This is a genomic window from Diaphorobacter sp. (genome assembly GCF_050251835.1).
GTDB lineage: Bacteria > Pseudomonadota > Gammaproteobacteria > Burkholderiales > Burkholderiaceae_C > JBFXIE01.
Genome location: NZ_JBFWLZ010000047.1, coordinates 1 through 21,550, shown reverse-complemented (window position 1 = coordinate 21,550; position 21,550 = coordinate 1). Strand labels below are relative to the sequence as shown.

Genomic DNA, 21,550 nt, shown 5'->3' with positions numbered 1-21,550 from the left:
TGAAGTGGAGCGGGTGAAGGGAATCGAACCCTCGTATGAAGCTTGGGAAGCTGCCGTTCTACCATTGAACTACACCCGCAAGAGCGCCGGATTCTAGCGCACGGTTGTATCGCGGCGCGGTACGTTGCTCAGCGCTTGGGTCGCTCAGCCATGCGGCGTGGGCCGGCGGCGGGCCTGTTTTGGCGGGCACAACTGCGCCCCGCGCGCCAGAGGGCGAAATCTATAATGCTCGGTTGGTCACGACGGGACGCCCCGCGTTGTTCGTACCCGCCCACGCACCCCTTACACCACCATGAGCACACCCACTTTTTCTGTTGCGGACATCCGCAAGACCTTCCTGGACTTCTTTGCCGCCAAGGGACACACCGTGGTGCCCTCCAGTCCGCTGGTGCCGGGCAACGACCCGACGCTGATGTTCACCAACTCGGGCATGGTGCAGTTCAAGGATGTGTTTCTGGGTTCCGACAAGCGCCCCTACGTGCGCGCCACCTCGGTGCAGACCTGCCTGCGTGCTGGCGGCAAGCACAACGACCTGGAAAACGTGGGCTACACCGCGCGCCATCACACCTTTTTCGAGATGCTGGGCAACTGGAGCTTTGGCGACTACTTCAAGCGCGAGTCGCTCAAGTGGGCCTGGGAATTGCTGACCGAGGTGTACAAGCTGCCGCCCGAGCGCCTGCTGGCCACGGTGTATGCCGAGGACGACGAGGCGTACGACATCTGGACGAAAGAGATCGGCCTGCCGCCCGAGCGCGTGATCCGCATCGGCGACAACAAGGGCGGCCGCTACAAGAGCGACAACTTCTGGATGATGGCCGACACCGGCCCCTGCGGCCCGTGCAGTGAGATTTTTTACGACCACGGCGACCACATCCCCGGCGGCCCCCCGGGCAGCCCCGACGAAGACGGCGACCGCTTCATCGAGATCTGGAACAACGTGTTCATGCAGTTCGACATGGACGAGCATGGCAACACCAAGCCGCTGCCCGCGCCCTGCGTGGACACCGGCATGGGGCTGGAGCGCCTGGCCGCCATCCTGCAGCACGTGCACAGCAACTACGAGATTGACCTGTTCGACGCGCTCATCCAGGCCGCAGCGCGCGAGACGGGCACCTCCGAGCTGGCCAATCCGTCGCTCAAGGTGATTGCCGACCACATCCGCGCCACGGCCTTCCTGGTGGCCGATGGTGTCATCCCCAGCAACGAAGGCCGCGGCTATGTGCAGCGGCGCATCGTGCGCCGCGCCATCCGCCACGGCTACAAGCTGGGCCAGAAAACCCCGTTCTTTCACAAGCTGGTCAAAGACCTGGTGCAGCAGATGGGGGACGCATACCCCAAGCTGCGCGAGCAGGAGGCGCGCATCACCGACGTGCTGCGGGTGGAAGAAGAGCGCTTCTTCGAGACCCTGGCCCACGGCATGGAGATTCTGGACAGCACGCTGGCCGATGGCGCCCAGACCTTGCCCGGCGACGTGGCCTTCAAGCTGCACGACACCTACGGGTTTCCGCTGGATCTGACCTGCGACGTGTGCCGCGAGCGCGGCGTGCGCGTGGACGAGGCGGGCTTTGCCACCGCCATGGAACACCAAAAGACCACCGCCCGCGCCGCAGGCAAGTTCAAGATGGACCGGGCAGTGGAATACAACGGCGCGGCCAACCGCTTCACGGGCTACGAGCACCTGGCGGGCGATGCAAAAATCGTAGCGCTTTACGCTGGCGGGACAAGCGTCGCAGCCCTAAAAGCCGGTGAAAGTGGCGTGGTGGTGCTCGACAGCACGCCGTTTTACGCCGAAAGCGGCGGCCAGGTGGGTGACCAGGGCCAGATCACGGCGGGCAGCGCGCTGTTTGACGTGCAGGACACGCAAAAGATCAAGGCCGATGTCTATGGCCACCACGGCACCCTGCAGCAGGGTACGCTGAACGTGGGCGACACGGTGCAGGCCCAGGTGGACGGCGCCCTGCGCGCCGCCACCATGCGCAACCACTCGGTCACGCACCTCATGCACAAGGCGCTGCGCGAAGTGCTGGGCAGTCATGTGCAGCAAAAAGGCAGCCTGGTGACGCCCGAGCGCACGCGCTTTGACTTCACGCACAACGCCCCGGTGACTGCCGCGCAAATTCGCGAGATTGAACGCCTGGTGAACGCCGAGGTGCTGGCCAACACCGGCACCCAGGCGCGCGTGATGGACATCGAAAGCGCCCAGAAGACCGGTGCCATGATGCTGTTTGGCGAAAAATACGGCGAGACCGTGCGCGTGCTGGACATCGGCACCAGCCGCGAGCTGTGCGGCGGCACCCATGTGCAGCGCACGGGCGACATTGGCCTGTTCAAGGTGGTGGGCGAGGGCGGCGTGGCCGCCGGCGTGCGCCGTATCGAAGCCGTGACGGGCCAGAACGCGCTGGCTTACCTGCAGTCGCTCGAATCCACGGTGGATCAGGCCGCTGCAGCCCTGAAGGCGCCCGGGGCAGAGCTGACAGCCCGCATTGGCGGTGCGCTGGAGCAGATCAAGGCGCTGGAAAAAGAGCTCGCCCAGCTCAAGGGCAAGCTGGCCTCCAGCCAGGGCGACGAACTGGTGGGCCAGGCCGTGGAGGTGGGCGGCATCAAGGTGCTGGCTGCCCAACTGGACGGCGCCGACGCCAAGACCTTGCGCGACACCATGGACAAGCTCAAGGACAAGCTCAAGACCGCCGCCATCGTGCTGGCCGCAGTCGATGGCGACAAGGTGCAGCTGGCCGCCGGCGTGACGGCCGACAGCATGGCCCGCGTCAAGGCGGGCGAGCTGGTCAACTTTGTAGCGGGCCAGGTGGGCGGCAAGGGCGGTGGCAAGCCCGACATGGCCATGGCCGGCGGCACCAACGCAGCAGCAGTACCCGCGGCGCTGGCCTCTGTGGCCGGTTGGGTGGCGCAAAAGCTGGGTTGAACGAACCTGAACTGAACTGACATAAAGCCCGGGCCGTCAAACGCTACAGTCGGCGGCATGAGACACCAGGAGCCGACTGAAGCGAACCCGAAAAACTCTGTGGCCCCGGGCGATCGGGCGACAGACTCCAACCCGCAGCACCCCGCCTTGCGCTGGTGGCAGCACATCACGGTGCCGTTTGATGTGCTGATTGCCTCAGTGGTTGTGGCGGCCATGCTGGTGCTGTCGGTGGTGCTTGCCTACCAGGCGGGCAACAGCGCGCGGCAGGCGATGATTACTGCATCCGATGAAAACGCGCAGCTCATCAGCGAACTCATCAGCGAGCGGGTGCACCGCATCGTGAACCCGGCGGATGCCACCATCCGGCTGCTGGCATTCGACCCCGTCACCGTTGCCCCCGACCTGCCTGCGCGAATGCGCCGCCTGCCGGTTCTATTCAGGCTGCTGGAGCAAAACCAACTGCTTTCGGCGGTGTACATCGGCTATCCGGACGGGCAGTTTTTGCTGCTGCGCGCGCTGCACAACGCCGCGGTGCGTGAAGAGGTCAAGGCCCCTGCAAACGCTGCCTTCTTGCTGCAGTCCATAGCGCATGAGCAGGGCGGCGGCGCGCTGACGGGCCGCTTCAGCTACTACGACGCGCAGCACCAGCTTATCTCTTCGGCCGAGCGGCCGGACTACCAGTACGACCCGCGGGTGCGGCCCTGGTATGCCAGCGCCCTGGAGAAAAAAAGCCAGGTGCTCACCGAGCCCTACATCTTCTTCACCACGCACGAGATCGGCGTCACGCTGAGCCAGCCTGGTGAGTACGGCGGCGCGGTCGTCGGCATGGACGTGGCCCTGACTGACCTGAGCGCCGAGATCGGCCGGCTGCACCTGCTGCCGCGTACCGAAATCGCCGTAGTAGATCCGGATTGGCGGGTGCTGGCCTACACCGACATGTCCCGCGTGCTGCAACGGGACGGCGACACGCCCAGCCTCAAGCTACGCCATCTGGATGATCTGGGCGTGGCGAGCCTGCAGGCCATGCAGGCGCTGGATCTTCAAAATGGTTCTTCGCAGCGCTTCAAGGCCCAGGGTGAGGAGTGGGTAGCCAACGGATTTGCCCTGCAGTCACCGCGCTGGCAGGGCCTGCGCCTTCTGATGGCGATTCCGACCCGGGAGCTGCTGGCCGATGTGGACAAGCGGCTGCGGCAACAGTTGTGGTGGTCCCTGGCAACCATCGCCCTGCTGCTGCCGCTGGGCTGGTGTGCCGGGCGCAGGGTGGCGAGCAGCCTCACGGGGCTGGCACTGCAGGCGCAGGCGCTGGCGCGGTTTGACTTCCGCCGCACGCCAGTGCCCCGATCGGCGGTGCGCGAAGTGCGTGCGCTGGGCGAGGTGATGGATCGCATGTCCACCACCATTCAGGAATTTCTGGACATCACGCACCACATCAGTGCCGAGTCGCGCACTGACCGCATGTTGTCCAGCGTGCTTTACGAACTGGTGGGCGCCACCAGTTGCACCGGCGGCGCCGTCTATCTGGTGGAGGCAGGCGCGGGCCATTTGCAGCGCGTTGCTTGCTACAAAAAAGGTAGCACAGGCGATTCGGATTTGCCGGAGTGCTTTCCGCAGCGCGTGCCCCTGGAGCATTTCACCAACCATACACAGCCGCAGGCAGAAGACCAGGCCATCGGCGGGGCCGAACCCCCGCATGCGCTGCGCGTGCAGTTGCGCACGCGTGACGGGCAGCCGCTGGGCCTGCTGGTGCTGCACTACCTGGCCGACATACGGCACGACGACGTGCACTTTCGCGCCTTCGCTGAAAAGCTCTCGGGCACGCTGTCCGTGGCCATCGAGACCAGCAACCTCATCGAAGGGCAACTGGAGCTGCTGGACGCCATCATTCGCTTGCTGGCCGATGCCATCGACGCCAAAAGTCCCTACACCGGCGCCCACTGCGAGCGCGTGCCCCAGTTGGCCGAGACACTCATGCAGCGCATGTGCGACGCCAAGGACGGGCCGTTTGCCGCGGTGGGCATGACCGATGCCGAGCGCTATGAGTTCCGCCTGGGTGCCTGGCTGCACGACTGCGGCAAGGTCACCGTGCCCGAGCACATCATCGACAAAGCCACCAAGCTGGAGACCATCTACAACCGTATCCATGAGGTGCGCATGCGCTTCGAAGTGCTGTGGCGCGACGCCGAGCTGCATTACTGCAAGCAACTGCTGTCGGACACGCAACCTGCGGACGCGGCACAACAGGAGCAATGGCAGCGGCTGGAGCGCCAATTGCAGCAACGCCATGCGCAGTTGCAGCAAGACTTTGCCTTCGTGGCGCGCTGCAACGTGGGCGGCGAGGCCATGGCAGATGCCGACGTGCAGCGTCTGGCTGAAATAGGCCAACAGACCTGGCTGCGCCACTTTGACGATCGCCTGGGCCTGTCGCGGGCCGAAGTGCAGCGCGTTGCCAGCCTGCCGGTCAAGGACCTGCCCGCCCGCGAACCGCTGCTGGCAGACCGCCTTGAACACCTCGTGCCCTGGGGGGCACGCCGCCCGCCGGTGGAGGCGGGCAACCCCGAAAACCGTTGGGGCTTTGACATGCAGCTGCCGGCGCAGCAGGCGCATCTGGGCGAACTGCACAACCTGTCGGTGCGACGCGGCACGCTGACCACCGAAGACCGCTTTCGCATCAACGACCACATCGTGCAGACTATCGTCATGCTCAAGGGTCTGCCGTTTCCGCCGCATCTGGCGCGGGTGCCCGACATTGCAGGGTCACATCACGAAAAGCTGGACGGCACCGGATACCCGCGCCGGCTCGGGACCGAACAACTCACGCTGGCCGATCGGGTGATGACGCTGGCCGACATCTTCGAGGCGCTCACGGCCTCTGACCGGCCCTACAAGCCGGCCAAGTCGCTGTCGGAGTCGCTCAACATCATGGCCCGCATGGTGCGCGAGCAGCACATTGACGGGCAGGTGTTCCGCTTCTTTCTCGAAAGCGGTGTGTACCGCGAATATGCCGCGCAGTTTCTGTCAGAAGCCCAGCGTGATGCTGTGGATGTGCCGGCGCTGCTGGCGTCGCTGGATTGAGGGCGATCCGCTGGCAGCGGTCAGAACAGCTCGACCTCGTCGTGCGCAATCTTGGGCTGCAGCACGCCACTGCGCACCAGATCGTCATAAAAGCACACCTGGTTGCGGCCGTTTTCCTTGGCGTGATACAGCGCCTGGTCGGCCCTGCCCAGGCTTTCGACGGGCGAGCCCAGTTGCGACGCCACAAAGCCGATGCTGACCGTGACGCGCCCCACCTGCGGAAAGCTGTGCGACTCGATGGCCATGCGCAGGCGCTCCAGCGCCCGGCGCGTCTGCGCCAGCGTGATCGCGCGCAGCAGCACCACGAACTCCTCGCCGCCAAAGCGAAAGATACGATCCTGGCTCTTGAACTGCGAGCGCAGCACGTTGGCCACCAGAATCAGCACCTCGTCGCCATACAGGTGGCCAAAGCGGTCGTTGATTGCCTTGAAATGGTCGATATCGATCACCGCCAGCCACTGGCGCGGCTCGTCGCCATCGTCGCAGCTGGCCGGCGCGCTGCCGGCATGGCGCAAGAATTGATCCTCGAAGGTCTTGCGGTTGAGCAGGCCCGTCAGCGCGTCGCGCTCGCTGTAGTCCAGCAGATTCTGGTAGTTCTGATAGACCATGAACACACCCATGATCACGCCGCGCTGGTGGCGCGTGAAGGCGCGCGGCTGGGTGATCTCCAGGCAGGCGGCTGCGCGGCCCGCCTGCCACACGGGCAGCCACAGCGTGTGCCGGCCGGGCGCGCTGCGGCTGGCGCTTTCGCCGCCATCGGCAATGCACTGCGCCAGCTCGGGCAGGGCCTGCAGCGGCATGTGCTGCGGGTGGTCGGCGGTGTCGGCTTCGCCCGAGACGATCTGCTCGTCCTGGCTCCAGCAGCGCGGCCGCAGGGTGATGATGCCCTGGTCATCCTTGATCAGCTCCAGCGCCCGCACCTGCACGATGCGGCCCAGCTTCAGCAGCGTGGACAGCACCGACACCTCCAGCCGCAGGTGATCGCGGTGGGCGGTCATTTCGGCCAGGTTTTGCAGGATGGGCGTCATCGAAGGCGGGCTTTCAGAGGGATTCAGCGGCGCGTGAACACCAAGTCCCAAACACCGTGGCCCAGCCGCATGCCGCGGTTCTCGAACTTGGTCAGCGGGCGGTACTCGGGCTGCGGTGCATAGCCCTGCGCCGTGTTGGCCAGCAGCGGCTCGGCGGACAGCACTTGCAGCATTTGCTCGGCATAGGGCTGCCAGTCGGTGGCGCAGTGGATGTAGCCGCCCGGCTTGAGGCGCACGGCCAGCTTGGCCACCAGGGGCGGCTGGATCAGGCGGCGCTTGTTGTGGCGCTTCTTGTGCCAGGGGTCTGGGAAGAAGATGTGCACGCCATCCAGCGAGCCCGGGGCCAGCATGTGATCGAGCACCTCGACGGCGTCATGCTGCAGGATGCGGATGTTGGTGATGCCCTGCTCGCCAATGCGTTTGAGCAGTGCGCCCACGCCAGGCTCGTGCACTTCGCAGCACAAAAAATTGTCGCCAGGGCGCACGCTAGCGATGTGGGCCGTGGCCTCGCCCATGCCAAAGCCGATTTCCAGCACCAGTGGCGCGCTGCGCCCAAAGGCAGCGGTGGCGTCCAGCGGTGCGGGCAGATAGCTCAGCATGTAGCGCGGGCCCAGGTCTTCCAGTGCCTTGGCCTGGCCGGTGGTGGTGCGGCCGGCGCGGCGCACATAGCTCTTGATGCCCTTGGGGTGGGCCACACTGGCTGGCGCGCCGCTGGTGGTGTTTTGCCCAGCGCTTGCGGCAGGGCCGTCGGTGGCGGCGGGCACGGTGCCCGGCATGGGCTGGGACGTGCAGGCCTGGGCGTCTTGTAATGAGGGTGTTGTAGGCGTTTGAATCACAGTGGCGCGATTGTAGGTTTGTAGGTTCGCGCCCAGGCCCTGACCCACAGCGCCAGGGCATCGGCCACACGTGTGCTGCCCGTTGGCGGCGCGGGCAAGCCCAGCACTTGTGCGGCCGCAGCCAGCGCCTGCAGCGGCCGGCCGTCGTCGATGGGCGGCGCACCGTGCTGCTTGGAGAGTTTCTCGCCATCGGCCCCGCACACCAGCGGCGTGTGCAGGTACTGGGGCGCGGCCAGGCCCAGGGCCGACTGCAGCAGGATCTGGCGCGGCGTGTTGTCGGCCAGGTCTTCGCCGCGCACGATGTGGGTTACGCCCTGGTCGGCGTCGTCCACCACCACGGCCAGCTGGTAGGCCCACAGCCCGTCGGCGCGCCGCAGCACAAAGTCGCCCACCTGCCGGGCCACGTCCTGCTGCTGCGGGCCCAGGCGCCGATCCACCCATGCGACACCATTGCCGGTGATGCAATCAGCTATCAAATGAGTAGCCTCTTGCGCTTGACTGGTATGGGCTAGAGGCATTTTTGACTGATATTTCTCGGCGTGAAAGCGCCAGGCCCGGGGCGTGCGGCCGTTCAGGCCGTTGCGGCAGGTGCCGGGGTAGGGGCGCTCCACATGGCGCTCGTGCTGCAGGCCGCGTGCGGCCAGGGCGGCGTCGATGTCGCGCCGCGTACAGGCGCAGGGGTAGGCCAGTTGCGCCGTCAGCAGCTGATCCAGCGCCTGCTGGTAGCGCGCGCCGCGGCTGGACTGGTAGCGCGGCGGCTCGTCGGGCAGCAGGCCGCAGGCGGCCAGTTGCGCCAGGATGCGCTGGTCGGCGCCGGGCATGCAGCGCGGCGGGTCCACGTCTTCGATGCGCACCAGCCAGCGCCCACCGCGCCCGCCGTGGGCCGCGCGCGCATCCAGCCAGCTGGCCAGCGCGGCCACCAGCGAGCCCGCGTGCAGCGGGCCGGTGGGGGAGGGCGCAAACCGCCCGATGTAGCGCCCGCCAGCGCTCATGCAGCCGCGCTCATGCCACGGCCAGGGCCAGCTCCAGGCCGGAGACAAAGGCGTCTTCCAGCCGATGGCCCAGGCACCAGTCGCCACAGGCGCCCAGGCCCAAGGCGCCATCCCACAAAAAGCTGTGGCCCAGCGGCTTTTGCGTCTGGGCGTAGCGCCAGCGGCGTACTTCGCTGTGCGTGGGCGTGGCGCGTATGCCGGTCACCTCGGAAAAAGCCTTCAGCAGCTTGCCCTGCACGCGGGCGGCTGTGTCGTCCAGGTGCTCTAGCGACCAGGCGGGGCTGGCCTGCACCGTCCAGCGCTCGATTTGCGTGCGCCCGGGCTTGCTGGATTCGCGCGCCAGCCAGGCGATGCGGTGGTGCGTGCTGCGCGCGGCGTTCCACTGCGGCCCCAGCGTGGTCAGCCCGGGGCGCACGGCCTGGGCGTAGGCCAGCATCAGCGTCCAGCAGGGGGCAATGTCCACCCCGGCCAGGGCCGCATCCCAGGGCGTGGCCACGCCGGACTGTTGCAGTAGCGCCAGCGACAGGGGCGCGGGCTGGGTCAGCACCACGCCGTCAAAGCCGGCATGCACCTGCCGGCCACCGTCCAGGGTCTCGGTGCGCAGCTGCCATGCGTTGGGGTGCAAGGTGTCGCGCTCGATGTGGGTGACGGCGGTGCGGGTGTGCAGCCGCCCCTCGCGGGCCAGCGGTTCGGCCCAGGCTTGCACCAGTGCGTCCATGGTGGGCGCGGCTACCCAGTGCGCCTCGACAGGCGGCGGCGCCGCAGTGGCCACGCGGCCTGCGGCGTCCAGCACGCGCACGGTGGTGGCGCTCCAGGGGCGGCACAGGCCGGGCACGGTGTCCAGCGCCTTTTGAAACCGCTCGTCGCGCACGGTGAAGTACTGGGCGCCGCTGTCAAAGCTGCCAAAGGGCGATGCCTGCGCCGACGAGCGTCCGCCCGCCTGCAGCGATTTTTCAAACAAGGTGACCGAGTGGCCCGCCTGGGCCAGCGTGCGGGCACAGGCCACGCCTGCCATGCCAGCGCCGACGATGGCAAAGCGGCGCGGCGGGACGGCCGGCGCGCTGGGTTTCAAACGGTTGCTTGAGCGGGGGCGGGCTGCTGTCATGGTGGGCTTTCGTGAAAGGCAATGCATTCATCAAGGTGTCACAGCAACGACTCTACACGCCCTGCGCCAGAACAGCGCGGCCGGCGTGGTCAGAAGTGATGGTGGTTTTCCAACAGTGCGCGGCGCGTGGTGTCGCTTTGCAGTTGCGACAGCCACCACTGCAACGCCCGGCCCGGTGCTGCGCGGCCAGGCCCGCCCCACTGGTAGCTCAGGCGCACCGTGCGCGCCGGACGCTCCACCTGCCGCTCCACCAGGTGCCCTGCCTGCAGGTAGTGGCACACCATGGGCTCGGGCAGAAAACCGCCGCCCAGTCCGCGCAGCTGGGCGTGGAGCTTGGCGCGCATGTTGTCCACGGTGAAAACGTCCTGCCCCGCCAGAATGCCCATGCTCACGTTGCTGCGGCGGGCCGAATCGGCCACGGCGACCATGCGGTGCTCGCGCAGCGTGGCGTCGCTCAGGGGCTCGGGCAGACGCGCCAGCGGGTGGTGGGGGGCCACCACAAACACAAAACGCACCTCGCCCAGCGGCTCGGACTGCAGGCCGGCCACGCTGGACGAGCCCACCGCCACGCCGATGGCCAGGTCTGCGTGGCCCGAGGTCAGCGCCTCCGCCGTGCCGCTCAGGATGCCGTCGCGCCACTTCAGGCGCGTAGGCGGCGCAAGGGCGTAGAACGCTTCTGCCAGCTCCAGCATGGTGGTGGGCGAGATCACGCCGTCCACAGACAGGGTCAGCTGCGGCTCCCAGCCCGTGGCCACGCGGCGCACGCGGTTGGCAATGGCGTCCATGTCTTCCAGCAGGCGCTGGCCCTCGCGCAGCAACTCCAGGCCCGCATCAGTGGGGCGGGCCTGGCGCGCGCTGCGGTCAAACAGCAGCACATCCAACGTGTCTTCGATCTGGCGCACGCGGTAGGTGAGGGCGCTGGGCACCAGGCCCAGCTGACGCGCCGCCGCGGCAAAGCTGCCGGTTTCGGCAATGCTTTGCAGCATGGCCAGGTTTTCGGGGGTAAGCGCATCGCGTGTGTTTTGCATGATCGGCCCTGTGGCGGTTCAACAGGTTTGAATGATGCCTTCAAGCCCGCAGCGCCCGCAAGCGCGGTGCGCCGCCTACAGTCATGCGCTTGCCATGCACTTTCAGGAGTACCCGATGCTGACACTTCGCAAATCACAAGACCGCGGCCATGCCGATCATGGCTGGCTCAACTCGTACCACAGCTTTTCGTTTGCAGGTTACTACGATCCGCGCCACATGGGCTGGGGCAACCTGCGCGTCATCAACGAAGACCGCATCGCCCCCGGCACGGGCTTTGGCACACACGGTCACCGCGACATGGAGATCATCAGCTACGTGCTGTCGGGCGAGCTGGCCCACCAGGACAGCATGGGCAACGTCAAGGGCATTCCGCCCGGCGACGTGCAGCGCATGAGCGCCGGCACGGGCGTGATGCACAGCGAGTTCAATCACGCCCAGGGGCAGACCACGCATTTTTTGCAGATATGGATCGAGCCCAATGTGCGGGGCATTGCGCCCAGCTACGAGCAAAAGCGATTTACCGACGCTGAAAAGCGCGGCCAGCTGCGGCGCGTGGCCTCGCCCGATGGGGCAGAGGGCGCGGTCACGATTCATGCCGATGCCACGTTGTACGCTGGCTTGTTTGACGGCGCAGAGTCGGCTACGCTGGCCCTGAGCCCGCAGCGCAAGGCCTATGTGCACCTGATTCGCGGTGCGCTGGAAGTCAACGGACAGCATCTGAGCGGGGGCGACGCGGCCCTGCTGGATAACGAAAGCAGCGTGACCCTGTCGGGTGGGCGCGATGCGGAAGTTCTGGTTTTTGATCTCGCCGCGTGAAAACAGCCCATCCCTTTCAACCAAGGAGTTCCGTCATGTTTGCTACGCTGCAAAACCCTCTGGCCCTGGTGGGCCGTATTCTTCTCGCCGTACTGTTCATTCCTGCGGGATTCAGCAAGATCACCGGCTTTGCCGGCACGGTGGGCTATGCCACGGCCATGGGCATGCCGATGCCCACAGTGTCAGTGGGCATCGGCCTGTTGATTGAATTGCTGGGCGGCTTGGCGCTGCTGGCCGGGTTTGGCACCCGCTTTGCTGCACTCGCACTGGCTGTGTTCACGCTGGTGGCCAGCTTCATCTTCCACGGCTACTGGGCTGTGCCGGCGGATCAGCAGATGGTTCAGCAGTTGATGTTCTTCAAGAACATCGCTGTCACGGGCGGCCTGCTGGCCTTTGCGGCCTTCGGTGCTGGCGCATGGAGCGTGGATGCTGCGCGATCTCCGCGCTGAATGATTCTAAAAACGTAGCTGCTCGCGCTTGATGGACGAGCGCTAGAGGCCCATGAGGGCCATCCAACTCCATCCAACTCCATCACGCAGCAGGGCGTTGCCAGCGCCCATCAATCAGCAACTCGTGCGGATTGAAGCGCGCCTTGTAGTTCATCTTGGCGCTCTGTGCGATCCAGTAGCCCAGATAGACATGCGGCAGGCCCAGGGCGCGGGCCTGCTGCACCTGCCACAGCACGTTGTAGGTGCCATAGCTGGCGCCGGGCTCGGGTTCGTAGAAGGTATAGACGGCGGACAGGCCGTCTTCCAGCACGTCAAGGATGGACACCATCTTCAGCACCCCGGGCAGTCCGTCGGAGCCTGGCTCCCTGAATTCCACCAGCCGCGAGTTGACGCGGCTTTGCAGCAAAAACTGCGTGTACTGGTCGATGCTGTCGTGGTCCATGCCGCCGCCCGCGTGGCGGGCATTCTGGTAGCGCAGGTACAGCTTGTAATGCTCTGGCAGATAGCACAGGCGCAGCACCCGCGCCTGCAGCTGCGCGTGGCGTTTGAAGGCGCGGCGCTGGCTGCGGTCCGGGACAAAAGACTCGGCCAGCACGCGCAGCGGCGTGCAGGCGCGGCAACCGTCGCAATACGGGCGGTAGGTGAACATGCCGCTGCGCCGAAAGCCGCGCTCCACCAGGCCCGAATACACATCGTTCTGGATCAGGTGGCTGGGCGTGGCCACCTGAGACCGCGCCTGCCGCTGCGGCAGGTAGCTGCACGGGTAGGGCGCCGTGGCATAGAACTGCAGGCTTTGCAGCGGAAGGTCGTTGAGCTGGGTCACGCAGCGTGAGGGGTTGACAAAAGCGCGTTCCAGTATAGGGGCTCGAATGTCCAGCGGCAGGCCGGCTGCGCGGCAGCCCTCTCGACATGCTGCAGAAACTGCGTGCGCGAAACCTCCCGCGCGCCCAGCGATGCCAGGTGGCGGGTGTTTTGCTGGCAGTCGATCAGCTCCACACCCTCGCGCCGGCACAGGCACACCAGCGCCGCCAGTGCGATCTTGGAGGCATCGGTGGCATGCGTGAACATCGACTCGCCAAACACGGCCCGCCCCAACGCCACACAATACAGCCCGCCCACCAGCCGCCCGTTCACCCACGTCTCCACGCTGTGGGCATGGCCCGCGGCGTGAAGCGCCTCATAGGCCTCCACCATGGCCGGCACGATCCAGGTGCCCGGTTGGCCGGCGCGCGGCGTGTGGGCGCAGGCGTCGATCACCGCAGAAAAGTTGCTGTCGATACGCACCTCGCAACCCGGCGTGGTGCTAAAGCGCCGCAGCACCCGGCGCAGCGAATGGTGCAGGCGAAACTCCGGCACATGCAGCACCATGCGCGGGTCGGGGCTCCACCACAGGGGCGGCTGGCCCTCGCCAAACCAGGGAAAGATACCCTGCGCATAGGCCTGCAGCAGGTGCGGCACGTCCAGAGTGCCGCCCGTGGCCAGCAGGCCCGGTGCGGGCGTCTCGTCGCCCCAGCTTTGCGCGGGGGGCGGAAACGGATCATGGGGCCCCAGCCAGGGCAGCGGTGCGGTCATGGCGGGATCGTTCAGACTCTTTCAGTCTTCCACGTACCAGGCGTCTTTCAGTTCGCTCACGGTGGCCTCGGCCACCTCGGGCTGGGCGGCCAGCCAGGCTTGCGTGGCCTGGCGGTCGTCTTCGGTGGCCGATCCGCGCGCGAAGGCGGTCACGAAGCCTTCGCTCACCCAGCCGGCGGCGGCCAGGTTGCGGGGCACCAGCAGATCAGACACAAAGCGGTCCATCAGCGCGTCTTCCTGCTCGGGTGTCAGTTCCTGCTTGACCGTCAACTGGTACTCAAAGCCGAATTCCTGAAACTCGCCCACGCGCATTTTTTTGCGAAGGCGGCGGCTGCGTTGTTTGTTGGCTGGCAAAGGCATGTGGCAATCTTTCAAGGCAAAAATACAAGGCGCCAATCATGACAGAGCCTGGCCTGGTCGCCGTGCGATTTCCCCCGCAGCCTGAACAGCGCCAAAATCGACGCATGCACCTGCAACCCTATGCCTGTGTGGACGGCCTGCTTTTCACGGCCGGGCGCGAAGACGTCATCCGCGCCCACGGCCCGCCGCTGAGCGAAAAGCGCAACAGCGTGGGCCTGACGGCGCTGGACTACGGCAATGTGGTCTATCGCTTCCAGGACGGCGGCCGGCTGGAGGAGGTCACCGTCCGCACCAGCGTGCTGCACCTGGGGGCAGTGGCCGTGCCGCTGCGCGATCTGGCCACATTCTTGCGGGCACACGACGAGGCCGTGTTCGAGCGAGCGGGGTTCGTGGTCAGCCCCCGGTATGGCGTGGCATTTGTGCCAGATGATCCATACTGGCTGACGGCGCTGGCGCGGCATTGCCTGGTGCAATGGAAAGCGCTGTCCAGCTCCACGGCGGATCCCTGACGCACAGCCCCGGCGCGTGCTGGGTGTCAGTGTTGCCGTCAGTGTTGCCTTGGCGGCCATCCTGATGCGCACATCCGGGTGACATGCAATCCACACCGCGCCCACAGCATGGATGACAGAAACGGAGCTATTTTTTGATGAGTTACCTGCTTCAGGTTGATTTTCCGTACACCGGCCCCTGGGGGCAGGAAATGACGGCGCAGATGGACGGTCTTGCCCAATCGATTGCCAGTGAGCCGGGTTTGATCTGGAAAATATGGACCGAAAACCCGCAGGCCAATGAGGCTGGCGGTGTTTACCTTTTCCAGGACCTTGACAGTGCACAAGCCTATCTGGCCATGCACACGGCACGCCTCAAGGGCTTTGGCATTCCCCAGGTCAACGGCAAGATATTCCTGGTGAACGAAGCCCTGTCCCGGACGGACCGCGCGCCCGTCTGATGGCGGGCAGGTATGGGGCTCTGCCGCCCGGTGTTGCTACCGCGCAGTGGCCGGGCGGGGGCGCAGTTCCAGCATATCGCCGCGCATCAGCACATCGAACTGGCGCAGAAAGTTCTGCCCCAGCAGCGCGTCTTGCGCACTGGCGCCGGTGTAGCCCGTCCCCACGGTCAGGTGCTGCACCTGCAGCGGCCCCACAGTGATGCGCTGCGTGCGCACCAGCCGCCCGGTGCGCGTGCCGTTCGCGGTACGGAATTGCGCCACCTCACCGCCATGCAGCCCGGCGCTTTGCGCCAGCGCATCGGTGACAGCAATGTAGGTTGCGCCCGTGTCCACCATGAAGCGCACCATCTGGTCGTTGACGCGGCCATCCACGTAAAAATGCCCGTCGCGATGCCGCTCGATGCGCAAGCTGCCGCTGGCGGTGACCACCGCCTGCGAGGGCTGCAGGTAGCGCTCCATCGCCAGGTACAGCACGCCCAGCATCGCCACCCAGAAGATGGCAATGCCTGTGTGCAAGCGCCATACGGCGTGGCGGTCTGCGGAGGATCGGGTGGTCACGGCCCCGGAATTTACCCGTGCTTTTGCAGCATCTTGATCACGCTGGAGAAATCCTCTGCCCCGTGCCCAGCAATGCTGTGTGCGGCGTAGATCGCCCGCGCCAGTCCGCCCAGCGGGGTGCTAGCTTTCACGGCTGTGGCGTTTTCTTGGGACAGGCCCAAATCCTTGAGCATCAAGTCGGTGCCAAAACCGCCCGCGTAGCCCTTGCTGGCGGGGGCGTTGTCGTGCACGCCGGGGTAGGGGTTGTATTTTTCCAGCGCCCAGTTGCCGCCCGAGCTGCGGCGCATGATCTCGCTCAACACCTTCGGGTCTAGCCCGTTGGCCACGCCCAGGGCAATGGCCTCGCTGGTGCCGATCATCAAAATGCCCAGCAGCATGTTGTTGCAGATTTTGGCCGTCTGCCCGGCGCCCACGCTGCCTGCATGGAAGATATTGGCGCCCATTTTCTCCAGCAGGGGGCGGGCGCGCTGCAGTTGCGCGTCGTTGCCGCCCACCATGAAGGTGAGGGTGCCGGCAATGGCGCCGCCGGTGCCGCCCGACACCGGCGCGTCGATGAAGTCGATGCCCAGGCCATCGGCGGCCGTGGCCACTTTTTGGCTAGTGGCTGCGGCAATGGTGGAACTGTCGATCACCAGCGTGCCCTTGGCAATGTGTTGCAGCAACTGGCCCTGGCCCAAGAACAGCCCCTCCACATGCTGGCTGGCGGGCAGCATGGTGATGACGGCCTCCGCGCCCTGCACCGCCTCGTGTGCGCTGGCGGCGGCCTGGCCACCCTGGGCCACCACCTTGGCCACTGCGTCCTGGCTCAGGTCAAAGGCTTTGACGCTGTGGCCCGCTTTGACGAGGTTGATGGCCATGGGCCCGCCCATGTTGCCCAGGCCGATGAAAGCGATTTGCATGGTGAAAGTCTCCTGTCGTTGTGGGGGATGTTGTGGTGAGCCGCAGACGCCCGGCAGGTGCTCAGCGGATGGCGTCCGGCGCGTCTGCGTCCAGCATGCGCCTGCCGATGATCACGCGCATGATCTCGTTGGTGCCTTCCAGAATCTGGTGCACGCGCGCGTCGCGCAGCAGGCGTTCCAGCGGGTATTCGCGGATATAGCCGTAGCCGCCGTGCAGTTGCAGCGCCTCATTGACCACGTTGAAGCCCACATCGGTGGCAAAGCGCTTGGCCATGGCGCAGTAGGTGGATGCGTCGGGCGCGCCCGCGTCCAGCCTGGCGGCCGCCAGGCGCACCATCTGGCGCGCCGCCACCAGTTCGGTGGCCATGTCGGCCAGCTTGAACTGCAGCGCCTGAAAGCTGGCAATCGGCTTGCCGAACTGCTTGCGCTCTTGCATATAGCGTTGCGCGTGGCCCAGGGCGCCCTGCGCCGCGCCGACCGAGCAGGTGGCGATGTTGATGCGCCCGCCGTCCAGGCCCTTCATCGCTATCTTGAAGCCTTCACCCTCGCGGCCCAGCAGGTGGTTGGCGGGTATGCGCACGTTGTCAAAGCTGATGGTGCGCGTGGGCTGGCTGTTCCAGCCCATTTTTTCTTCTTTCTTGCCGTAATGGATGCCCGGCAGCTGGGCCGGCACGGCAAAGGCGCTGATGCCTGCGGCGCCCGAGCCTGCATCCCCCGTACGGGCCATCAACACCAGCACGTCGGTGGCACCCGCGCCGCTGATGAAGGCCTTGGCGCCGTTGATGACGTATTCATGGCCCACCCGCTCGGCGCGGGTTTTGATGCTGGCGGCATCCGAGCCGCTGCCCGGTTCGGTCAGGCAGTAGCTGGCCAGCTTGCGCCCGCTGGTGAGCGATTCGCCCCATTCGTCACGCACCTCGTCGGTGGCCCAGGTGCCCAGCATCCAGGTGGCCATGTTGTGGATGGTGATGAAGGCCGTGGTGCTGGGATCGACGGCGGCCAGCTCTTCAAACACCAGCGTGGCGTCCAGCCGGGGCAGGGCCAGGCCGCCAGCGTTTTCTGGCGCATACAGGCCGCAAAAGCCCAGTTCGCCCGCTTTGGCAATGGCTTCACGCGGGAAGATGCCCTCGGCATCCCAGTGGGCAGCGTGGGGGGCCAGTTCGGCCTGGGCAAATTGACGCGCGGTGTCGGCAAAGGCGCGCTGGTCTTCGGTCAGCTCGAAATCCATGCGGGGTAGTCTCCTTCTACTCTTATTTTGATAGCTGCCAGCGCTGGTTGTATAAGCGCTGGCGCCTGTTTTTACTTCAGGCTGATGGTGGTGTTGACGCCCTGGCCGGTGGTGCTGTCGTCAAACCAGCGGGCGGTGACGGTCTTGGTCTGCGTGTAGAACAAGATGACCTGCTTGCCGTAGGGGCCCAGGTCGCCCAGCTTGGAGGCGCGGCTGCCCGAGAACGAGAACAGTGGCACCGGCACGGGAATCGGGACGTTGATGCCCACCTGGCCCACGTCGATGTCTTCCTGAAACTTGCGCGCCGCCGCGCCGCTTTGCGTGAAGATGGCCGTGCCGTTGCCGTTGGGGTTGGCGTTGATGAAGTCGATGGCCTCGTCCAGGGTGTCGGCACCCGCCAGGCACAGCACGGGGCCGAAGATCTCCTGGTCATAGATGCTCATGCCGGGCTTCACGCCGCTGAAGATGGTCGGGCCGACAAAATTGCCCTTCTCGTAGCCGGCCACCTGGGGCTTGCGGCCGTCCAGCTCCAGCGTGGCGCCCTCATGCACGCCGCGCTCGATCAGGCCCTCGACGCGCGACAGCGCAGCGCAGCTGACCAGCGGGCCCACGTCGGTGCCGGGCTCGGTGCCGGCAGATACCTTCAGCGTCTTGGCCTTTTCGACCAGCTCGGGGATCCAGTTGCGCGCCTCGCCCACCAGCACAGCCACCGACAGCGCCATGCAGCGCTGACCCGCCGCACCGAATGCCGCGCCAGCCAGAGCGTTCAGCGTCTGGTCCTTGTTGGCGTCGGGCATGACGATGGCGTGGTTTTTGGCGCCCATCATGCATTGCACACGCTTGCCGGCCAGGCTGGCGCGGTTGTACACATGCGTGCCCACGCGGGTGCTGCCCACAAAGCTGACGGCTTTGATGTCGGGGTGGTCGCAAATGGCGTTGACGGCGTCTTCACCGCCGTGGATCACGTTGAGCACGCCGGGGGGGATGCCCGCCTCCAGCGCCAGCTCGCACAGGCGCATGGTGACCATGGGGTCTTGCTCGGACGGCTTCAGCACAAAGGTGTTGCCCGTGGCAATCGCCATGGGGAACATCCACAGCGGGATCATGGCCGGAAAGTTGAACGGCGTGATACCCGCGCACACGCCCAGCGGCTGCAGGATGGTGTAAGTATCAACGCCGCCGGCCACGTTGTTGGCCAGCTCGCCCAACTGCAGGTTGCCGATGCTGGCGGCGTGCTCCACCACCTCCAGCCCACGGAACACGTCGCCCTCGGCATCGGGCAGGGTCTTGCCCTGTTCGGCCGTCAGCAGCGCGGCCAGCTCTTTCATGTGGTCGCGGATCAGCTGCTGGTATTTAAGAAAAATGCGCGCGCGGGTACCGATGGGCGTCTTCTTCCAGGTCTTGAAGGCCTCTTTGGCCGATGCGACGGCGGCGTTGATTTCATCCGGCGTGGCAAAGGGCACGCGCGCCAGCACTTCTTGCGTGGCGGGGTTGACCACGTCGCGCCACTGGGTGGACTTGGATTCGACAAACTGGCCGCCAATCAGCAGCTTGACGGTGGGGGCCAGTGCGGCAACCTGGGTAGGGGCGTTCATGCGGTGTCTCCTTGGATGGTCTGCAATGAAAACGGGGCAGGGGGTGTAACCCGCCGTGCCGTGCATGGTAGATGTGCGAAATTGCCAGTGCAATAGACAATCGTGCACGTTAGCTTTGCAAATTTGCACACAGATTGGAGAGGCGCCATGGACTGGGACAACCTGCGCTATTTTTTAGAACTGGCCCGCACCGGCACCCTGGCCGCCGCCGCCCGCCGCACGGGCGTGGACCACACCACGGTGGCGCGGCGCATCCAGGTCCTTGAAAAGCAAATGGCCGCGCCGCTGTTTGCCCGCGAAGCCGCCGGCCACCGGCTGACGGAAACCGGCCGTCACCTGCTGCCCGCCGCCGAAGCCATGGAAGCCGCCGTGCTGGGCGTGGAGCGTGCATCGCCCGCCAATGCCACAGCAGCCGGCCCATCCGGCCTGGTGCGCGTGGGCGCCACCGAAGGCTTTGGCACGTTGATACTGGCGCCGCACCTGGCGCGCCTGACGCAGCGCCACCCGCACCTGTCCATCGACCTGCTGGCCCTGCCGCGCATGCTGCACCTGAGCCGGCGCGAGGCCGACATCGTCATATCGCTGGAGCGGCCCAAGCGCGGATCGGTCATAGTCACCAAACTGGCCGACTACCAACTTTGCCTATACGGCCAGCGCGAGTACCTGGCGCGCCGCCCGCTGGTCACGCAGCGCGAGGATTTGCGCCACCACGACTTCATCAGCTATGTGGACGATTTGCTGTTTACCAAAGAACTGCAGTTCATCGACCAGCTGTACCCGCCCGAGCGTTTTGCGTTTCGCAGCACCAGCATCACCGCGCAATACGAGGCCGTGCGCGCCGGCGCTGGCCTGGCCGTGCTGCCCGCCTTTTTGGCCGACCGCGACCCCATCCTGGCGCGCGTGCTGCCCACCGAAGCCGAGTTCACCCGCACCTTCTGGATGAGCATGCCCGCCGAATCCAAACACCTGGCGCGCATGCAGGCGGTGTGGGGGTTTTTGAAAGAAACGGTGCGCGACGAGGCAAACCAGCTCGTTCCCAACCTAGCCCGGCAAAGCAGCGCCTAGCAGCGCCTAGCAGCCCCAAGTCACCCCGCAATCCTGCGAAAGAGCCCAGAACGGCAGCCTTGGGCACGGCTGGGGAGAAGCGACGCCTATGGGCGACGGGCAAGGGTGGTGACTGATGGCGGGCACGGGGCGGCGGATGCCTGATGAAGAAGTGAATGTAAGCTCGGTGTAACAAATAGATGGATGATGCTTGCCTTGCACTTAGATGTTTCTTGTCTGAGTATTTTTAGGCTGCCTAAATTTCTAAGGTGATATGCATCGGTGGCACTACACGCAATGATCGACAGTTTTTAATAGAAATATCACTAAATATCAACCCTAAAATATCATCCAATACCATAATGAAAAAATATTTCATGTATGTAATGGCTGCAGCGGTACTTGCAGGCTGCGGAACCTCAGCGGTAATTAAAGATGTTCAAGATAAACCCATTAATCAGCTTGATCTGAAGGCGGCGGCAAAATCAAAGCCAATTCAGTTGTCAAAAGTAGTTGTTCGACTAAAGCGTGGAGAGCATGTTGGTGCAGTGCAAGGGGGCTTGCTGTGTGTTCCGCAGGCTGATTTAACCTGGAAGGGTGGGCGTTTAAAACTAGACTCCGATGAACTTACGGACGCCTTTAAAGACGAGCTTGAAAAATATTCTTTCAAAACAGTCGGCGACACAAGCGCATTATTTGAAGATCCATCAAGCTGGAAGTCGGAGATTTTGGTTGCTGGTTTGGTTAAGGAGTTGAAATCAAACGTATGCTTCCCCCTTGCCGGTTTTGGGAATTTTTCCAGTTCCAAGGGTGAGTCTTTTGTTAAAGTTGAGTGGCAAATTTATTCTAAACTTGACCGTGCAGTTGTTCATACTGTAACCACAGAGGGGGCTTTTAAGGCAACTGAAAGCCAAGAGGGAGGGGTTGATCCAATTATTATCAACGCATTTACTCAGGCGGCACGGAACCTCTTAGGGATGGTGTTCAAAACACCCGTGGCGGTGGCCACTGAGTCGATATATTCCACATGATGACGAATTCGGCGTTTTTTGGGCTGCAAATAAGGGGCATTTCACCCTTGCCGCTGGCCCTTTGGTC

20 protein-coding genes and 1 tRNA gene are annotated in these 21,550 nt (G+C 65.0%); 8 read left to right on the top strand and 13 right to left on the bottom strand.

Annotation, left to right across the window (positions count from 1 at the left end):
- Positions 1-5: 5 nt before the first annotated feature.
- Positions 6-79, bottom strand: a tRNA-Gly gene (locus tag AB7E35_RS13380).
- A 213-nt stretch (positions 80-292) separates the two neighbouring features.
- On the opposite strand from AB7E35_RS13380, the gene alaS reads away from it, so the two are divergent.
- Together alaS and AB7E35_RS13370 are read left to right on the top strand one after the other, a co-directional pair.
- Positions 293-2,920 (top strand): alanine--tRNA ligase, encoded by a 2,628-nt coding sequence (alaS, locus tag AB7E35_RS13375; protein WP_428167722.1) that lies wholly within the window; start codon positions 293-295, stop codon positions 2,918-2,920.
- 99 nt (positions 2,921-3,019) lie between these two features.
- Positions 3,020-5,992 (top strand): HD domain-containing phosphohydrolase, encoded by a 2,973-nt coding sequence (locus AB7E35_RS13370; RefSeq protein WP_428167721.1) that lies wholly within the window; start codon positions 3,020-3,022, stop codon positions 5,990-5,992.
- 20 nt (positions 5,993-6,012) lie between these two features.
- Here AB7E35_RS13370 and AB7E35_RS13365 read toward each other — a convergent pair whose 3' ends face one another.
- The 5 genes from AB7E35_RS13365 to AB7E35_RS13345 form a co-directional block, all read right to left on the bottom strand.
- Entirely contained in the window at positions 6,013-7,020 is a 1,008-nt protein-coding gene (locus AB7E35_RS13365; RefSeq protein WP_428167720.1) for a GGDEF domain-containing protein, read from the bottom strand.
- A 23-nt stretch (positions 7,021-7,043) separates the two neighbouring features.
- Positions 7,044-7,904, bottom strand: a complete 861-nt coding sequence (gene trmB, locus AB7E35_RS13360; protein WP_428167719.1) for a tRNA (guanosine(46)-N7)-methyltransferase TrmB — start codon at positions 7,902-7,904, stop codon at positions 7,044-7,046.
- The gene (gene gluQRS, locus AB7E35_RS13355) at positions 7,853-8,848 is read right to left on the bottom strand and encodes a tRNA glutamyl-Q(34) synthetase GluQRS (RefSeq protein ID WP_428167718.1); all 996 of its coding nucleotides are present in this window, start codon (positions 8,846-8,848) and stop codon (positions 7,853-7,855) included. Before gluQRS ends, trmB begins: the two co-directional genes overlap by 52 nt.
- Positions 8,849-8,858: 10 nt before the next feature.
- Positions 8,859-9,953 carry an NAD(P)/FAD-dependent oxidoreductase gene (locus AB7E35_RS13350; RefSeq protein WP_428167717.1) on the bottom strand — a complete coding sequence of 365 codons (1,095 nt, stop codon included), beginning with the start codon at positions 9,951-9,953 and terminating at the stop codon, positions 8,859-8,861.
- Between the two features lie 89 nt (positions 9,954-10,042).
- On the bottom strand, positions 10,043-10,981 hold the full coding sequence (locus tag AB7E35_RS13345) for a LysR family transcriptional regulator (protein WP_428164336.1): 939 nt from the start codon (positions 10,979-10,981) through the stop codon (positions 10,043-10,045).
- A 115-nt stretch (positions 10,982-11,096) separates the two neighbouring features.
- Here AB7E35_RS13345 and AB7E35_RS13340 point away from each other — a divergent pair, with 115 nt between their 5' ends.
- Both AB7E35_RS13340 and AB7E35_RS13335 read left to right on the top strand, forming a co-directional pair.
- A complete protein-coding gene (locus AB7E35_RS13340; RefSeq protein ID WP_428167716.1) occupies positions 11,097-11,798 on the top strand; it encodes a pirin family protein in 702 nt (233 codons plus the stop codon).
- Positions 11,799-11,833: 35 nt separating this feature from the next.
- A complete protein-coding gene (locus AB7E35_RS13335) occupies positions 11,834-12,247 on the top strand; it encodes a DoxX family protein (RefSeq protein ID WP_428167715.1) in 414 nt (137 codons plus the stop codon).
- An 82-nt stretch (positions 12,248-12,329) separates the two neighbouring features.
- Here the strand turns inward: AB7E35_RS13335 and AB7E35_RS13330 are convergent, their stop codons facing one another.
- The 3 genes from AB7E35_RS13330 to AB7E35_RS13320 are packed head-to-tail and all read right to left on the bottom strand — an operon-like array spanning position 12,330 to position 14,179.
- Positions 12,330-13,070, bottom strand: a complete 741-nt coding sequence (locus AB7E35_RS13330; protein ID WP_428164333.1) for an arginyltransferase — start codon at positions 13,068-13,070, stop codon at positions 12,330-12,332.
- Positions 13,067-13,819, bottom strand: coding sequence for a leucyl/phenylalanyl-tRNA--protein transferase (gene aat / locus AB7E35_RS13325; RefSeq protein ID WP_428167714.1), 753 nt, complete (start codon positions 13,817-13,819; stop codon positions 13,067-13,069). The genes AB7E35_RS13330 and aat overlap by 4 nt, the downstream gene beginning before the upstream one ends.
- 21 nt (positions 13,820-13,840) lie before the next feature.
- Positions 13,841-14,179, bottom strand: coding sequence for a YggL family protein (locus AB7E35_RS13320; protein ID WP_428164331.1), 339 nt, complete (start codon positions 14,177-14,179; stop codon positions 13,841-13,843).
- A gap of 104 nt (positions 14,180-14,283) precedes the next feature.
- Here AB7E35_RS13320 and AB7E35_RS13315 point away from each other — a divergent pair, with 104 nt between their 5' ends.
- A complete protein-coding gene (locus tag AB7E35_RS13315) occupies positions 14,284-14,688 on the top strand; it encodes a hypothetical protein (protein WP_428167713.1) in 405 nt (134 codons plus the stop codon).
- A 137-nt stretch (positions 14,689-14,825) separates the two neighbouring features.
- Complete coding sequence (locus AB7E35_RS13310) at positions 14,826-15,128, top strand: monooxygenase (RefSeq protein WP_428167723.1); 303 nt, start codon at positions 14,826-14,828, stop codon at positions 15,126-15,128.
- Between the two features lie 36 nt (positions 15,129-15,164).
- Here AB7E35_RS13310 and AB7E35_RS13305 read toward each other — a convergent pair whose 3' ends face one another.
- The 4 genes from AB7E35_RS13305 to AB7E35_RS13290 form a co-directional block, all read right to left on the bottom strand.
- Positions 15,165-15,686, bottom strand: coding sequence for a retropepsin-like aspartic protease family protein (locus tag AB7E35_RS13305; protein WP_428167712.1), 522 nt, complete (start codon positions 15,684-15,686; stop codon positions 15,165-15,167).
- A gap of 11 nt (positions 15,687-15,697) precedes the next feature.
- Positions 15,698-16,585, bottom strand: a complete 888-nt coding sequence (gene mmsB, locus AB7E35_RS13300) for a 3-hydroxyisobutyrate dehydrogenase (protein WP_428167711.1) — start codon at positions 16,583-16,585, stop codon at positions 15,698-15,700.
- A 61-nt stretch (positions 16,586-16,646) separates the two neighbouring features.
- Positions 16,647-17,813 (bottom strand): acyl-CoA dehydrogenase family protein, encoded by a 1,167-nt coding sequence (locus AB7E35_RS13295; protein ID WP_428164326.1) that lies wholly within the window; start codon positions 17,811-17,813, stop codon positions 16,647-16,649.
- A 71-nt stretch (positions 17,814-17,884) separates the two neighbouring features.
- On the bottom strand, positions 17,885-19,408 hold the full coding sequence (locus AB7E35_RS13290; protein WP_428167710.1) for a CoA-acylating methylmalonate-semialdehyde dehydrogenase: 1,524 nt from the start codon (positions 19,406-19,408) through the stop codon (positions 17,885-17,887).
- Positions 19,409-19,555: 147 nt separating this feature from the next.
- Here AB7E35_RS13290 and AB7E35_RS13285 point away from each other — a divergent pair, with 147 nt between their 5' ends.
- Positions 19,556-20,473: a LysR family transcriptional regulator gene (locus AB7E35_RS13285; protein ID WP_428167709.1), complete on the top strand. Its 918-nt coding sequence runs from the start codon at positions 19,556-19,558 to the stop codon at positions 20,471-20,473.
- A gap of 341 nt (positions 20,474-20,814) precedes the next feature.
- Positions 20,815-21,483 (top strand): hypothetical protein, encoded by a 669-nt coding sequence (locus AB7E35_RS13280; protein WP_428167708.1) that lies wholly within the window; start codon positions 20,815-20,817, stop codon positions 21,481-21,483.
- The last annotated feature ends 67 nt before the right edge of the window (positions 21,484-21,550 follow it).

Bases quoted from the DNA above. Each gene is read 5' to 3' on its own strand.
- AB7E35_RS13340 (WP_428167716.1), top strand. From the start codon at position 11,097: ATGCTGACACTTCGCAAATCACAAGACCGCGGCCATGCCGATCATGGC.
- AB7E35_RS13290 (WP_428167710.1), bottom strand. From the start codon at position 19,408: ATGAACGCCCCTACCCAGGTTGCCGCACTGGCCCCCACCGTCAAGCTG.
- AB7E35_RS13295 (WP_428164326.1), bottom strand. From the start codon at position 17,813: ATGGATTTCGAGCTGACCGAAGACCAGCGCGCCTTTGCCGACACCGCG.
- AB7E35_RS13280 (WP_428167708.1), top strand. From the start codon at position 20,815: ATGAAAAAATATTTCATGTATGTAATGGCTGCAGCGGTACTTGCAGGC.
- aat (WP_428167714.1), bottom strand. From the start codon at position 13,819: ATGACCGCACCGCTGCCCTGGCTGGGGCCCCATGATCCGTTTCCGCCC.
- AB7E35_RS13350 (WP_428167717.1), bottom strand. From the start codon at position 9,953: ATGACAGCAGCCCGCCCCCGCTCAAGCAACCGTTTGAAACCCAGCGCG.
- AB7E35_RS13310 (WP_428167723.1), top strand. From the start codon at position 14,826: ATGAGTTACCTGCTTCAGGTTGATTTTCCGTACACCGGCCCCTGGGGG.
- AB7E35_RS13345 (WP_428164336.1), bottom strand. From the start codon at position 10,981: ATGCAAAACACACGCGATGCGCTTACCCCCGAAAACCTGGCCATGCTG.
- AB7E35_RS13365 (WP_428167720.1), bottom strand. From the start codon at position 7,020: ATGACGCCCATCCTGCAAAACCTGGCCGAAATGACCGCCCACCGCGAT.
- gluQRS (WP_428167718.1), bottom strand. From the start codon at position 8,848: ATGAGCGCTGGCGGGCGCTACATCGGGCGGTTTGCGCCCTCCCCCACC.
- AB7E35_RS13315 (WP_428167713.1), top strand. From the start codon at position 14,284: ATGCACCTGCAACCCTATGCCTGTGTGGACGGCCTGCTTTTCACGGCC.
- alaS (WP_428167722.1), top strand. From the start codon at position 293: ATGAGCACACCCACTTTTTCTGTTGCGGACATCCGCAAGACCTTCCTG.
- AB7E35_RS13335 (WP_428167715.1), top strand. From the start codon at position 11,834: ATGTTTGCTACGCTGCAAAACCCTCTGGCCCTGGTGGGCCGTATTCTT.
- mmsB (WP_428167711.1), bottom strand. From the start codon at position 16,585: ATGCAAATCGCTTTCATCGGCCTGGGCAACATGGGCGGGCCCATGGCC.
- AB7E35_RS13285 (WP_428167709.1), top strand. From the start codon at position 19,556: ATGGACTGGGACAACCTGCGCTATTTTTTAGAACTGGCCCGCACCGGC.
- AB7E35_RS13320 (WP_428164331.1), bottom strand. From the start codon at position 14,179: ATGCCTTTGCCAGCCAACAAACAACGCAGCCGCCGCCTTCGCAAAAAA.